Below are 13,661 nucleotides of genomic sequence, written 5' to 3'. Positions count from 1 at the left end.
GCGAAAGGAGCGACCTCATGCGCATCCCGAAGCGCGTTGCCGTGATCGGTGCCGGCAGTATGGGCAGCCAGGTCATGTGGCGGCTGGCCGCTCGCGGAGCCGAGGTCATCGGCTACGACCGGTACGCCCCGGGGCACGATCGCGGCGCGGCCGGGGGTGAGACCCGCATCTTCCGCGCAGTGCACCTCGGGGACCCCGGGTACATTCCGCTGCTGGGGCTCGCCGACCGGATGTGGGACCGGCTCCAGCGCGAAACCGGCTCCTCACTGCGACGCCGCAGCGGATGCCTGGTGATGGGCGAGACCGCCTCGCCGTCGATGCGTCTCCTCCTCTCCGCCAGCTCCACCCACCGGCTGGACCACGAGGTACTGGACCGGGAAGAACTCGCCCGCCGCTACCCCCAGCACCGCCTCCCGGACGGGCACACCGCCGTCCTCGACCGGCTGGGCGCCATCATCAGGCCCGAGGCGTCGATCCAGGCCGCCGCCGCCCGCGCCGAGCAACTCGGCGCCAGGCTGCACCGTTACACCCCGGTGCGGGAGATCGCCCCCGCGGCGGGCGGTGGGGTGCACATCGTCACCGACCAGGGCACGGACCACGTCGACACCGCCGTGGTGACGGTGGGCCCCTGGATCAACACCCTGCTCCCGGACCTGCCGAAGACCGTCGACATCCGCCGGCTGATCAGCTCCTGGCACATTCCCACCCGCCACGACTGGTTCGCGGGCGGCGCCCCCGCCTTCGTACGCAGCGCACCCCATGACTGCTACGGGCTCCCGTCACCCGACGGCATCTCCGTCAAGCTGGGCCTCTCCTTCGCCCGTTATCTGCCGGTACCCGACCCCGAGCGGCTCGACCGCACGGTCCGCCCGGAGGAACTCGCCACCTTCCGCGAGCTCATCGGCGAACTGATGCCCGATCTGAACCCCGACCCCATCAGGCTGTCGGTCTACATGGAGGGCTACACGGAGTCCGGGAACCCGCTCGTGGGTCATCTCCCCGGCGAGGACGACATCATCGTCATGGCCGGATTCTCCGGCAGCGGCTTCAAACTCTCGCCCGCCATGGGCGAGATCGCCGCCGACCTGGCACTCGACGGCACCACGGACCATCCCGTCGGCTTCCTCGCCCCGGCCGGAGCCGGCACCGCCGCCTGATCCCGGCGATGCCGACGGCATCGCCCCCCACCCCCGACATCTCTGTCATGGGAATGCCCGAAAGGGCATGCGCCGGCCGTAACCAGTTCCCCAAGCCAAGACAGGAGACCCTCATGCCCATTCCCTCGCTTCAATTCCGCCCGAAGTACGTCTCGTTCGACTGCTACGGCACGTTGATCGAGTACCCGATCACCCCCATCACGCGTGAGCTCGTCGGTGACCAGATCCCCGCCGAACACTGGGACCAGTTCGTCCGGGAGTTCCGCGGCTACCGCTACGACCAGGTCCGCGGCGAGTACTACTCCTACGAGCAGGTGCTGCACGACTCCTTCGAGCGGGTCTGCCGCAAGTGGGGTGTGAAGGCGGCCCCGGACGCGGGCAAGCGGTTCGCCGACGGCGTCCGCAGCTGGGGCCCGCACGCCGATGTGCCGGAGCCGCTGAAGAAGATGAGCGAGAACTACAAGCTGGTCATCTTCTCCAACGCCGACGACGCCTTCCTGGAGGAGAGCGTGCCCCGGCTCGGTGCGGACTTCCACGCGGTCTACACCGCGGAGCAGGCCGGCTTCTACAAGCCCCGCTACGCCGCGTTCGAGTACATGCTCGACCAGCTCGACGCCTCCCCCGAGGACTTCGTGCACGTCTCCTCGCACACCCGCTACGACCTGATGCCGATGCACGACATGGGCTTCCGCAACCTGATCCTGCTGGATCGCGGCTATGACCCGGTGACCCACGGCTACGACTACGTGCCGGTGAAGTCCCTGGACGACCTCAACACCATGCTCGGCATCTGACGCGCGACGCACATCGTCCCCGCACGGACATCCCCGAAGAACCCCGCTGAGCTGGTCGTCGACGCCCGCGTAGAACTCGAAGTACCGGGCCGAGGGGGTGATGTCCGCCGCCGCATCATCGACCCGGTCGGCGGCGGGTAGCACACGGTCCCCGCCCCGCCCGACGGTCGGATCTTCTACGGCATGAACGGCCTCACCATCGTCCCCGGCGCAGCCCGACCCCCGGCGCGGGCCTCGGATCCGACGAAGCGGACCCCCACTCGTAGCCCCATCCCCAGCCGTCCCTGTTTCCCCTTAGCACCACCCCCAGGAGGCAAACCATGAGAGACGCCCGTATAGACCGCAGACTCTTCCTGCGCGGCGTCGGCGGAGCCACGGCGGGTCTCGCCGCTGCGACCGCCCTCAGCGCCTGCGGCACCGGCACCAGCCGCAGCGCTTCCACCGGCACCGGTGGGAAGGGCGGCAAGACGGTGGTCGTCCGCGACAGCGGCGGTTCCTACGGCGCGGCCCTGCAGAAGGCGATCTACACGCCGTTCACGCAGGAGACGGGGATCGGCGTCAAGGTGCTGAACCTGGACGACGCTCCGCTGCTGGCCCAGATCAAGCAGGGCCGCCCGCAGTGCGACCTCATCAACAACTCGATGATGTCTCACCTGAAGTATGTGAAGCAGGGTGCCCTGGAGACGCTGGACCCCGGCCGGCTCAAGAGCCTGAAGAGCGCGAAGGTCCCCGAGAACCAGATCACCGAGCACGCCATCGGGCACAGCTTCTACGGCCAGTGCATCGCGTATCGCACGGATGCCTTCGATGGCCGCAAGCCGGAGTCATGGGCGGACTTCTGGGACACCAAGGCGTTCAAGGGCGGCCGCGCGATGGTCAGCCCGGACGGTGACCTGCCGGAGCTGGAGTTCGCGCTGCTGGCCGATGGTGTGCCGATGGACAAGCTGTACCCGCTGGATGTGGACCGCGCCTTCAAGGTGCTGACCCGGCTGCGGGGTGACATCAAGAAGTTCTGGGACAGCGGTCCGCTGCCCGGCGTGCTCCTGAGCCGCCAGGAGGTGACGATGTCCACGGTCTGGGACGGCCGGATCGCCGATCTCCAGAAGCAGGGCGTCCCGGTCGAGCGGCAGCTCAACGGCATGCGCCGCCAGTTCTCGGGCTATGCCATCGCCAAGGGCGCGGCCAACGTGGATGGCGCCTACCAGCTCATGGACTTCGCGTTGCGTGCCGAGAGCCAGGCCGCTCTGGCCAAGGCCTTCCCGTCGAACCCGTCGTCTCCGGTGGCCTACGCCAAGCTCACCGAGGACGAGCGCAACGCACTCGCGGGTGCGCCGAAGTACTACGACGAGGGCTTCGACGCGGACATCGACTGGTGGCTGAAGAACGAATCGGCCGTCACCAAGCGCTGGTTGGAGTGGGCTCGTGGCTGAATTCGATGTGGTCACACCGTCTGTGACGGTGGCCGGCGGCACCCTGCCCACCGCGACGGGCAAAGCGTTGTCGGTGGTGGCGCTGCGCAAGACCTACGGGGACGTCGTCGCGGTCGACGAGGCGTCCATGGAGATCGCGGCCGGGGAGTTCGTCACCTTCCTCGGCGCCTCCGGATCGGGCAAAACCACGACCCTGATGATGATCGCCGGTTTCTGCGAACCCGACTCCGGCACCATCACCGTCGGCGGCCGTGACGTCACGAAGCTCGCCCCGCAGAAACGCAACCTCGGCTTCGTGTTCCAGCAGTACCTGCTCTTCCCGCACATGACCGTGAGCGAGAACGTCGCCTTCCCGCTCACGCTACGCGGAGTGCCGAAGGACGAGATCCGCAGGCGGGTCGGGGAGACGCTGGAGATCGCGGGTCTGTCCGGGTTCGGCAACCGTAAGCCGCGTGAGCTGTCCGGCGGGCAGCAGCAGCGTGTCGCCCTGTGCCGCGCACTCGTCTACCGCCCGCCGGTCATCCTCATGGACGAGCCGCTGGGCGCGCTGGACAAGAAGCTGCGTGACCAGCTCCAGGTCGAGATCAAGGCCATCCAGCAGGAACTGGGCCTGACCGTCATCTATGTGACGCACGACCAGGAGGAAGCGCTGGTCATGTCGGACCGCATCGCGGTGATGCGCAACGGTCTGATCGAGCAGTTCGACACTCCCCGCGAGCTGTTCGAACGGCCCAGGACCCCGTTCGTGGCGGACTTCCTCGGCGCGGCCAACTTCCTGCCCGGCCGCATCGAGCAGCACACCGACGAGCACACCCTGGTCCGTCTCGATGCGTCCGGCGGCCTGCTCAAGGCACGCCGCCACCAGCTGGCCTCCGGCACGCCGGTCAAGGCCGCCGTCCAGCCGGGCCGGCTGCGGGCCTGCGCCCCCGACGACGGCTTCTGTACCGGCACTGTCGAGACCGCCACCTACGTCGGCACCCTGGTCCGCGCGGGCGTGCGGATCGACGGTGGTGACGCGCCGCTGCTGCGCCTGGAGGTACCGGCCGGCCGCGGCCCCGTCACCGGCGAACGGATCGGGATCACCGTCGACCCGGACGACGTCAACCTCTTCGCCGTCGAACAGGGAGGGTGAGCCATGGCTGCCCTCACCGCCACCGCCCCCGCCCGTCCGCGCAAGCTCCTGGCCTCGCGCAAGACCCGCGTCGGGATCCTCTACGCACTGCCGGTCGTCGTCTATCTGCTGGTGCTGTTCGTCTACCCGATCTTCACCACGCTGTTCCTCAGCCTGAAGAACGCCGACGGATCACTCACCCTGCACTGGTACGCCGAGGCCCTGACCGGGGTCAATCTGTCGGTGCTGTTCACGACGTTGCGGATCTCCGCGGAGACGGCGCTGTTGAGCCTCGTCTTCGGGTTTCTCCTGGCCAACGCGATCTCCCGGCTCAAGCCCGTGTGGGCGGCCCTGGCGATGCTGATCGTGGTCGTTCCGCACTTCATCAGCGCCCTGGTGCGCACCTACGGCTGGATCATCCTGCTCGGTGACAAGGGCCTGGTGAACGAGACCCTCACCAGCCTGTCGGTACCAGGAGCGCCGTTCCAACTGCTCTACAACGAACTCGGCGTGGTCATCGGCACCACCTCGATGATGCTGCCCTACACCGTGCTGCTGCTCTACGGCGTGATGCGCGGCGTGGATCGCCGTCTGCTGGCCGCCGCGTCCAGCATGGGCGCCGGACGCGTGACCATCTTCCGCCGCATCTACCTGCCGCTGGTCGCCCCCGGACTGGCCAGTGCCGGACTGCTCAGCTTCATCCTCTCGCTGGGCTACTACATCACCCCCGCCCTGATGGGCGGACCCAACCAGACGATGATCGCCACCCTCATCAACCAGCAGGTCACCAAGGAAAACCAGTGGAACGGGGCGGCCGCCCAGGGCGTCATCCTGCTGCTGCTCACCTTCGCCGGGCTGCTGCTGGTCAAGCTCGTCAGCTCCCTGGGCGCCAGCCGTAAGAAGAGGAGCGCGTCATGATGGAGCTGCGCAAGACCCTCGCCGGGCGCATCGCCCTGACCGCCATCGCCACCGTGATCCTGCTGTTCCTCGCGCTGCCGATCGTCGTCATCCTCGTCACCTCCTTCAGCAACAACGCCTTCGCCGCCTTCCCCCCGGACTCCTGGACGCTGGGCTGGTACAAGGCACTGTTCGCCGACGGCAGCAAATGGCCCGCCGCCCTGACACTGAGCGCCTTCGTCGCCTGCTTGAGCACCGTGTTCTCGCTGATCATCGGCGTGACCGCGGCGACCGCCCTGACCCGCAGCGAACTCCCGCTGCGCTCCGCGGTCTACGCCCTGGTCCTCGGCCCCCTGCTCATCCCGCAGATCGTCACCGCCCTCGGGCTGTTCCTGCTCTTCGAACCCGCCGCGATGCTGGGCAGCCCCATCGCCATCGCCCTCGGCCACACCGTGCTCGCCTCACCCATCGCGGTGCTCATCCTGATCGCCACCCTGCGCGGCATCGACGAACGCCTCGAGGACGCAGCCGCCAGCATGGGCGCCAGCCGGCTGACCATCGCCCGCAGGATCACCTTCCCCCTCGCCGCACCCGGCATGATCGCCGCCGCGATCTTCTCCTTCATCACCAGCTTCGACGAGTTCTACATCTCCCAGTTCCTCTCCTCCGTCGACACCGTCACCCTGCCGGTGCAGGTCTACAACTCCCTCACCTTCGACATCGACCCCAGCGTGACCGCGATCAGCGCCATCCTCATCGCCTTCGCGATCCTCGCCCTCGCCCTGGTCGCCCTCGTGCGCTGGCTCGGCTCCGGACGCCAGAACTCCCTGCTCTCCGTCGAGAACACAGCAGGCATCGCCGCACCCGGAGGCGAGACCGTATGACCACCGCCGCCACTCAGCCGCACCTGCTGCTGTCCCTCGCCTGTGCCTTGCGCCGGCACGGGCCGCGCTACCGCTGACAGCGCCGTCGGCCGGGCCCCCGAGTGGGTGCCCGGCCCGGATTCCCCCCGAAACTTCCCCGCAGGAGACCCGCAATGAAGACGATCCCGTACTGGATAGAAACCGCCGGGGGATTCCCCGACCGGTCCGGCAAGCCCCTGACCGAGGACACCGACCTGGTGGTCGTCGGTGCGGGCCTGACGGGTCTGTCCACCGCCCTGCACGCCGCCCGCAAGGGCGCCCGTGTCACCCTCGTCGAGAAGGGCCAGATCGGTTCCGGGGCCTCGGCGCGCAACGGCGGCATGGCGAATCTGGGCTTTACGATCGGCGTGAGCCAGGCCATCCGCCGGTACGGACTCGAGCGGGCCCGCGAGATCTACAACTCCTACGGCGAGGCCGTGGACACCGTCGAGCGGCTCGTGAACGAGGAGTCCATCGACTGTCAGTTCAACCGCGTCGGACGCCTGGGCGTCGCGTCCCGCCCCGCGCACTTCGAGAGCAAGAAGGCCCAGCAGCGCGACCTGGCCAAGTACTTCGGCCACGAGACCACACTGGTCAGCAAGTCCGAGCTGCGTTCCGAGATCGGATCCGACGCCTACCACGGCGGCCTGCTGGACCCGCTCAGCGCGGCACTGCACGTGGGCCGCTTCGTGCGCGGCATGGCCGAGGCGTGCGAGCGCACCGGTGTCGAGATCCACGAGCGCAACGCGGCCATCGGCGTGCGGCGCACCGCCGCCGGCCGTTTCGAGGTGAGCACCGAGCGCGGTGTGATCCGCGCCGGGCAGGTCATGATGGCCACCGACGCCTACACCGACAAGAACTTCCCGTGGCTGCGCCGCCAGCAGGTCTGCCTGGGCAGCTTCATCATCGTGACCGAGCCGCTCGGCGAGCAGCTCGCCCGGGACATCATCCCGAAGGCCCGCCTCATCGTCGACTCCAACCAGGTCTGTCACTATTTCCGGCTCACTCCGGACAACCGTCTGCTGTTCGGCGGACGCGCCCGCTTCGCACCGTCCGACCCCACCTCGGACAAGAAGAGCGGAGCGGTCCTATTCCGTGAGATGTGCGAGATCTTCCCCCAACTCGCCCGGACGAAGGTCGAGTACGTGTGGGGCGGCTCGGTCGGCTTCGCGATGGACCGCATCGTGCACGCCGGGCAGACCGAGGACGGCGTGTACTACTCCATGGGATACGCGGGCCACGGCGTGCAGATGGCCACGCACATGGGGCAGGTCATGGCGGAGGTGATGGACGGCCACCCCGAGGTCAGCCCGGTCCGCGACCTGGCCCCGCCCCGCATTCCCCTCTACAACGGCACCGCCTGGTTCCTGCCCTTCGCGGGCGCCTACTACAAGACGCTGGACCGCATCCGCTGACCGTGCGGCAGCGCACCTCTACGCATACAAGGAGACCCCGAGATGACTGTCGTCCACGATGTTCCCAAGCAGCTCTTCATCGGCGGCGGTTGGCAGGACGCGGAGTCCGGCCGGACCCTGTCCGTCGACAACCCGGCCACCGGTGAGGAACTGTGCCGGGTCGCCGACGCCTCCCCGGCCGACGGCCGGCGTGCCGTCGAAGCGGCGGTCGCCGCGCAGACGGCCTGGGCCGCCACCCCGCCCCGGGTGCGCAGCGAGATCCTGCGCCGCGCCTACGACATCATCATCGCGCGCACCGAGGACCTCGCGCTGCTGATGACGCTGGAGATGGGCAAGCCCCTGGCAGAGGCGCGTGCCGAAGTCGCCTACGGCGCCGAGTTCTTCCGCTGGTTCTCCGAGGAAGCCGTCCGCATCGACGGCGGCCTGATGACCGCCCCGGACGGCAGGAACCGCCTCCTGGTCACCCGCCAGCCCGTCGGCCCCTGCCTGCTCATCACCCCGTGGAACTTCCCCCTGGCCATGGGCACCCGCAAGATCGGCCCCGCCATCGCCGCCGGCTGCACCATCGTCCTCAAACCCGCCCCCCAGACCCCTCTGACCAGCCTCGCCCTCGCCGCGATCCTCAAAGAAGCCGGCCTGCCCGACGGCGTCCTCAACATCGTCGTCACCACCGACGCCGCCGGAGTCGTCGAGCCCCTGCTGCGCGGCGGGCAGATCCGCAAACTCTCCTTCACCGGCTCCACCCAGGTCGGCCGGATCCTGCTGGCCCAGTGCGCCGACACCGTCATCCGCACCTCCATGGAACTGGGCGGCAACGCCCCCCTCATCGTCTTCGACGACGCCGACCTCGACGTCGCGGTCGAAGGCACCATGGTCGCCAAGATGCGCAACATGGGCGAATCCTGCTGCGCCGCCAACCGCATCTACGTCCACACCTCCGTCGCCGAGGAGTTCGCCACCCGCCTCGCCGCCCGCATGGCCGCCCTCAAGGTCGGCGACGGCACCGAACCCGGCACCGACGTCGGCCCCCTCATCGACATCGCCGGCCGCAGCAAGGCCCACGACGTCGTCCGCGACGCCGTCAAGCGCGGCGCGAAGGTGCTCACCGGCGGTGAACTCCCCGAAGGGCCCGGGTGCTTCTACCCGCCCACCGTCCTCACCGACGTCTCCGCCGACGCCGCCATCAACGACACCGAAGTCTTCGGCCCCGTCGCCGCCCTCCTCACCTTCGACGACGAGGACGAGGCCATCACCGCCGCGAACGACACCGAGTTCGGCCTCGCCGCCTACCTGTTCACCCAGAACCTCGACCGCGCCCTGCGCGTCGCCGAACGCCTCGAAAGCGGCATGATCGGCCTCAACACCGGCCTCGTCTCCAACCCCGCCGCCCCCTTCGGCGGCGTCAAGCAGTCCGGCCTGGGCCGCGAAGGCGGACGCGTCGGCATCGACGAGTTCCTCGAGTACAAGTACATCGCAGTCCCCGTCGGAGGCTGACATGCCCGACCGACTCGTCGTCCTCTACCGGGGCAACCGGCCACCCGCCACCGGGCTCATCGAACGCCTCGCGGACACCGTCTACGCCACCGAGGAGGAGCTGCCCTACCTCCTCCCCGGTGCCGACGCCCTCCTGGCCTGGGTCACCATCACACCGGCCATCCGCGAAGCCTGGCCCGACAACCCCGAGAAGGCGCCTCGGTGGGTGCACGCTTCCTCCGCGGGCGTCGACTCCCTGCTCTTCCCCGCCCTGGTGGACGATCCGGGTGTCGTTCTCACCAACGCCCGCGGGGTCTACGACCAGCCGACCGCCGAGTACGTGCTCGGCCTGATCCTCGCCCTCGCCAAGGACTTCCCCGGCACCTGGGAGCACCAGCGGCGTCGCGAGTGGCGTCCGCGCCCCAGTGACGGCATCACCGGACGCACGGTGCTGGTCTGGGGCACGGGGCCCATCGGCCGGGCCACCGCCCGGCTGCTGCGGGCCGCCGGGATGCGGGTCTGCGGAGCCGGCCGCAAGGCCCGCACGGACGACCCCGACTTCGGCACGGTCCACGGTGCGACGACTCTGCCCGCCGCCCTGACGGAGGCGGACTACGTCGTCCTGGCCGCGCCCCTCACCAAGGACACCCGGGGGATGGTCGACGCCTCCGTGCTGGCGGCCATGAAGCCGGGAGCCCGGCTGATCAACGTCGGCCGGGGCGGACTCGTCGACGAGGAGGCGCTCATCGACCACCTCGCCGCCGGCCGGCTCGCAGGCGCCGCCCTGGACGTCTTCGGCCAGGAGCCGCTGCCGGCCCGGTCGCCGCTGTGGGACATGCCCGGTGTCATGATCTCCCCGCACACGGCGGGCGAGACCACCAGCGAGCGGGAGGCGCTCGTCGAGGTGTTCCTCGACAACCTCACCCGGCACATCGAAGGCCGCCCTCTGCGCAACGTCGTGGACAAGCGGCGGGGCTACGTGGTCGACGGGACGCGCCCTGTCTGAAGGCGTGTAGCAGGTTGCCCCGGCCGTGGACTGCACGGGCCGGGGCAACCTGCTACACGCCTTTCTCGCGTCCCAGCGCGCTGCCCGTCACCGCCAGCACGGAGAGCACCACCAGCGCGGCGGCCGGGCCGAGCACCGTCCAGGGGGCGAGTTCGGCGTACGGCTGGTTCTCCGACAGGAGCCGGCCCCACTCGGGGGTGGGCGGCTGTTCGCCCAGGCCGAGGAAGCCGAGCGAGGCCAGTACCAGGACGGCGGTCGGCAGCCGCAGCAGGGCGTTGCGGAGGAGGGCCGGCAGCACCGCGGGGAGCAGGTGACGGCGCAGCAGGTGCGTCCGCCCCGCGCCGAGTGCGACGGACGCGGCGATGTGACCGCTCGCGCGTTCCTGTTCGAGCAGCGCGGCGGTCTGGGCGGCGTACGGGCTCCAGCCGACCACGCAGACCGCGATCGCCGCGCCCCACACCGACGGCCCGGTCACGCCCGCGATCAGCAGTCCGGAGAGGACCGCGGGCAGGGTCGACACGACCTCCGTCGGACCGGCGCTCGCCCGCGGCGCCATGCCCAGCAGGAGCCCGGTGACCGCGCTGACCACCGTCACGGCGAGGGCGACACCGGCCGTGCGCAGCGCCCCGTGGCCCAGCCGGGCCAGCAGATCCCGGCCCAGCGCGTCCGTGCCCAGGGGGTGTTCGAGGGAGGGAGCCACCAGCCGCGCCGCCGTGTCGACCTGCAAGGGGTCGCGCAGGAGGCCCGCCGTGACGAGGGCGATCAGGACCACCGAACAAGCCGCGGTGATCCAGCGCAGGGAACGCGGCGGGACGAGCGGGGGCCGGTGCAGGGTCGGCAGGGCGCCGTCGCGCAGGGGGCGGCCGAGGAGCGCGTGGCGCAGTGCCCGGATCAGGATCCCGGCGCTCACGCCGAGCAGGACCAGCGCCAGGGTCGCGGTCTGGAGCACCGGGAGGTCCTGCGCGACGGCCGCCTCCAGGGCGAGCCGGCCGAGCCCCGGAATATTGAAGATCTTCTCCACCGCGACCGCACCGCCGACCAGGGCCACGACGGTCGGCAGCAACTGCGGCAGCATGCCGGGCAGGGTGCGGCGCAGCGCGTTGCGGGCGATGTTGCCGGGCGGGAGCCCGACGGCGTACGCCGTGCGCGCCCACGGTTCGTGGAAGGCGGCGGGCAGCGCCTGGTCGAGCAGCCCGCCGAGCATCGCGCCCGACGGGATGCCGAGGGCGAGCGAGGGCAGCACCATCGACTGCGGCCCCTCCCAGCCGCTGGACGGGAACCACCCCCACCAGACCCCGCACACGGTGGCCAGCACAGAGGCGAGCAGGAACTTCGGCAGGGCGGCCAGCACGGCCGCCGTCGTGCCCGCCCGGTCCTGCCGCAGCCGTCGCCGGGAGCCGAGGAACACGGTGCGGGCACACACCAGCGCGGCGACCAGGGCGGTCACCACGAACGCGCCCAGCACCAGCGTCAGGGAGACCGACAGGGCGGTCCCCACCTGCGGCATGACCGGTTCGCCGGAGACCCACGAGACGCCCGCGTCCCCGCGCGGCAGGCCGCCCAGCCAGTGCGCGAGATGCGCGAACGGCCCCTCGTCCAGCCCCAGCTGCTTCCGTACGGCGGCCAGTTCCGCGGCTGTGGGGTTCTGGTCGGCGGAGCGGGCCCGCAGCACCGTGCGGGCCGGGTCCGCGCCGGTCAGCCACGGCAGCAGGGCCACCGCACCGAGCAGCGCGGCTCCGGCGAGCACACGGCCGGCCGCCGCCGGCCAGAGGGACAGGCGGGCGGCGGGGGCGTGCACGACGCTCATGCGTTACCCGGCGTGCGTGTCGACGTCGACGAGAGAGCGCTCGCGCGGGTCGAGGATCACGCCCTCGACACCGGTGGCGATGCCCTGCACCGCCTGCTCGTGGACCAGTGGAACGACGGCGTCGGTGCGCAGGATCTCCGCCTCCGCACGCATGATCTTCTCCTGGCGGCGCTTCGTGTCGCGCTCCGCGGCGGCGGCCCGGATGGCCTTGTCCACCGCGCCGTCCTTCAGCCCGGGGATGTTGTAGACGCCCTCGCTGGTGAAGTCGCTGGCGAGGTAGTCGACCGCGTCACCGGTGTCGAGGAGCGTGACCCGGGAGAAGACGAGGGCGTCGTACTTCCCGGCGAGGAGGTCGGCCTCCATCTGCGTGTACTCACGCACGTCCTGCTTCACGGTGAACCCGGCCTTCTCCAGCTGCTGCTGGAGCACGGTCGCGGCCTCGGGCAGCTCGGCCCGGTTGGTGTAGGTGGCCAGCCGCAGCGTCCTGCCCTTGGTCCCGGCCTTCACCTGGGCGGTCGTGTCGGCCTTGGCGCGGCCGGTCACGTCCACCCGCTTGTCGGCGGCCCACGGCACGGCGGGCCCGAACAGGCCCTGCGCGGGGTCGGCGTACCCGCCGAAGACGGAGTCGACCAGGGCGGAACCGTCGACTGCCTCCCGGGCGGCGGCGCGCAGACCGGCGTCGGTGAACAGGCCGCTGCCGGTGTTGAGGATCAGGCTGTCGGTGCGCACGGAGGGCACCTCGTGCCGCGTGTCCTTGTCGAGCAGCTTCGCCTGAGCGGTGGGGATCCACTCGGCGATGTCGGCCTCGCCGCCGCGCAGCGCGTTGGCGCGGGCCGTGCCGTCCGCGATCCAGCTCACGTCGATGCCGGGCGCCTTCGCCTTGCCGCCCCAGTAGCCGTCGAAGCGGTCGAGCTTCGCTTTGGCCTTGCCGCTGAGCCGGGTGATCTCGAACGGGCCGGTGCCGGTACCGGCCGGGCTGACGGCGCCGTCCTTGCCGTACGCCTTCGCCGACAGGATCGCCAGCGCGGGGCTGGCCAGCCGCAGCGGCAGCACGGGGTCGGGTGTCTTGGTGGTGAGGGTGACGGTGTCGGCGTCCTCGGCCTTGGCGGTGAGGGCCACGTCGCTCAGCACGCGGGGCTTGGGCTTGGCCGCGCTCGCGTGGTCGAGCGCGTTGACGACGGACTGGGCGGTGAACTCGGTGCCGTCCTGGAACTCGGCCTTGCGCAGTTCGAAGGTCCAGGTGGTGTCGTCGTCCTGCTTCCACGACTTCGCCAGCCCGGGCTTGGCCGTGCCGTTCCGGTCGAGGGCGGTGAGACCCTCGGCGACGGACAGCTTGCTCAGCACGGTGGCGTCGTTGCTGTACGGGGAGAGCGCCTGCACCGGGGGCACGGCCAGCGCGACCCGCAGCCGCCCGCCCGATCCCGCTCCGGCCCCCGTGCCGTCGCCGCTGTCGCTCGGCGCGAAGCAGCCGGCCAGCAGAGGGGGGAGAACGAGCGCCGCTATGAGACCGCGGGAGGTGGTGCGCATGTGAGTCCTGTCGTGCGGAAGTGGGGCATGCCGCAGCGGCCCGGCGGGGAGCTTGATCGGCGGCATCAGCATATAAGGGGAGCCTTACCAAAGCTTGAACCGGGTCGGTTAAATCTCAACAATCGGACGGCAAGGGGGCGAA

General features: G+C 70.4%; 11 protein-coding genes. 9 read left to right on the top strand and 2 right to left on the bottom strand.

The genetic code is table 11. The annotated features are described in order from the left end of the window. Positions 1-17: 17 nt before the first annotated feature. The 9 genes from solA to CP976_RS01130 all read left to right on the top strand — a co-directional run bounded on the left by solA (position 18) and on the right by CP976_RS01130 (position 10,185). Positions 18-1,157, top strand: coding sequence for an N-methyl-L-tryptophan oxidase (gene solA / locus CP976_RS01170; RefSeq protein ID WP_150478581.1), 1,140 nt, complete (start codon positions 18-20; stop codon positions 1,155-1,157). 113 nt (positions 1,158-1,270) lie between these two features. Beyond that, a complete protein-coding gene (locus CP976_RS01165; protein WP_150478580.1) occupies positions 1,271-1,951 on the top strand; it encodes a haloacid dehalogenase type II in 681 nt (226 codons plus the stop codon). Positions 1,952-2,271: 320 nt separating this feature from the next. Then, on the top strand, positions 2,272-3,381 hold the full coding sequence (locus tag CP976_RS01160) for an ABC transporter substrate-binding protein (protein ID WP_150478579.1): 1,110 nt from the start codon (positions 2,272-2,274) through the stop codon (positions 3,379-3,381). Continuing rightward, the gene (locus CP976_RS01155; protein ID WP_150478578.1) at positions 3,374-4,513 is read left to right on the top strand and encodes an ABC transporter ATP-binding protein; all 1,140 of its coding nucleotides are present in this window, start codon (positions 3,374-3,376) and stop codon (positions 4,511-4,513) included. The genes CP976_RS01160 and CP976_RS01155 overlap by 8 nt, the downstream gene beginning before the upstream one ends. 3 nt (positions 4,514-4,516) lie before the next feature. Further along, positions 4,517-5,410, top strand: coding sequence for an ABC transporter permease (locus tag CP976_RS01150; RefSeq protein WP_150478577.1), 894 nt, complete (start codon positions 4,517-4,519; stop codon positions 5,408-5,410). Continuing rightward, positions 5,407-6,273: an ABC transporter permease gene (locus tag CP976_RS01145; RefSeq protein ID WP_150478576.1), complete on the top strand. Its 867-nt coding sequence runs from the start codon at positions 5,407-5,409 to the stop codon at positions 6,271-6,273. Before CP976_RS01150 ends, CP976_RS01145 begins: the two co-directional genes overlap by 4 nt. 152 nt (positions 6,274-6,425) lie before the next feature. Next, a complete protein-coding gene (locus CP976_RS01140) occupies positions 6,426-7,706 on the top strand; it encodes an NAD(P)/FAD-dependent oxidoreductase (RefSeq protein ID WP_150478575.1) in 1,281 nt (426 codons plus the stop codon). A 42-nt stretch (positions 7,707-7,748) separates the two neighbouring features. Further along, positions 7,749-9,200, top strand: a complete 1,452-nt coding sequence (locus CP976_RS01135; protein ID WP_150478574.1) for an NAD-dependent succinate-semialdehyde dehydrogenase — start codon at positions 7,749-7,751, stop codon at positions 9,198-9,200. A gap of 1 nt (position 9,201) precedes the next feature. Further along, on the top strand, positions 9,202-10,185 hold the full coding sequence (locus tag CP976_RS01130; protein ID WP_150478573.1) for a D-2-hydroxyacid dehydrogenase: 984 nt from the start codon (positions 9,202-9,204) through the stop codon (positions 10,183-10,185). Between the two features lie 52 nt (positions 10,186-10,237). On the opposite strand, the gene CP976_RS01125 is transcribed toward CP976_RS01130, so the two are convergent. Both CP976_RS01125 and CP976_RS01120 read right to left on the bottom strand, forming a co-directional pair. Continuing rightward, positions 10,238-11,992, bottom strand: coding sequence for an ABC transporter permease subunit (locus tag CP976_RS01125; protein ID WP_150478572.1), 1,755 nt, complete (start codon positions 11,990-11,992; stop codon positions 10,238-10,240). Between the two features lie 3 nt (positions 11,993-11,995). Further along, positions 11,996-13,519 (bottom strand): ABC transporter substrate-binding protein, encoded by a 1,524-nt coding sequence (locus CP976_RS01120; RefSeq protein ID WP_150478571.1) that lies wholly within the window; start codon positions 13,517-13,519, stop codon positions 11,996-11,998. Positions 13,520-13,661: the final 142 nt, after the last annotated feature.

It is taken from the genome of Streptomyces coeruleorubidus, assembly GCF_008705135.1.
Lineage (GTDB): Bacteria > Actinomycetota > Actinomycetes > Streptomycetales > Streptomycetaceae > Streptomyces > Streptomyces coeruleofuscus.
This window is presented reverse-complemented; position numbering and strand designations above follow the sequence as displayed.

What these genes read in the sequence shown, in the direction of transcription:
- CP976_RS01135 (WP_150478574.1), top strand. Translation starts at nt 7,749, where the DNA reads ATGACTGTCGTCCACGATGTTCCCAAGCAGCTCTTCATCGGCGGCGGT.
- CP976_RS01150 (WP_150478577.1), top strand. Translation starts at nt 4,517, where the DNA reads ATGGCTGCCCTCACCGCCACCGCCCCCGCCCGTCCGCGCAAGCTCCTG.
- CP976_RS01130 (WP_150478573.1), top strand. Translation starts at nt 9,202, where the DNA reads ATGCCCGACCGACTCGTCGTCCTCTACCGGGGCAACCGGCCACCCGCC.
- CP976_RS01140 (WP_150478575.1), top strand. Translation starts at nt 6,426, where the DNA reads ATGAAGACGATCCCGTACTGGATAGAAACCGCCGGGGGATTCCCCGAC.
- CP976_RS01120 (WP_150478571.1), bottom strand. Translation starts at nt 13,519, where the DNA reads ATGCGCACCACCTCCCGCGGTCTCATAGCGGCGCTCGTTCTCCCCCCT.
- CP976_RS01165 (WP_150478580.1), top strand. Translation starts at nt 1,271, where the DNA reads ATGCCCATTCCCTCGCTTCAATTCCGCCCGAAGTACGTCTCGTTCGAC.
- CP976_RS01125 (WP_150478572.1), bottom strand. Translation starts at nt 11,992, where the DNA reads ATGAGCGTCGTGCACGCCCCCGCCGCCCGCCTGTCCCTCTGGCCGGCG.
- CP976_RS01160 (WP_150478579.1), top strand. Translation starts at nt 2,272, where the DNA reads ATGAGAGACGCCCGTATAGACCGCAGACTCTTCCTGCGCGGCGTCGGC.
- CP976_RS01145 (WP_150478576.1), top strand. Translation starts at nt 5,407, where the DNA reads ATGATGGAGCTGCGCAAGACCCTCGCCGGGCGCATCGCCCTGACCGCC.
- solA (WP_150478581.1), top strand. Translation starts at nt 18, where the DNA reads ATGCGCATCCCGAAGCGCGTTGCCGTGATCGGTGCCGGCAGTATGGGC.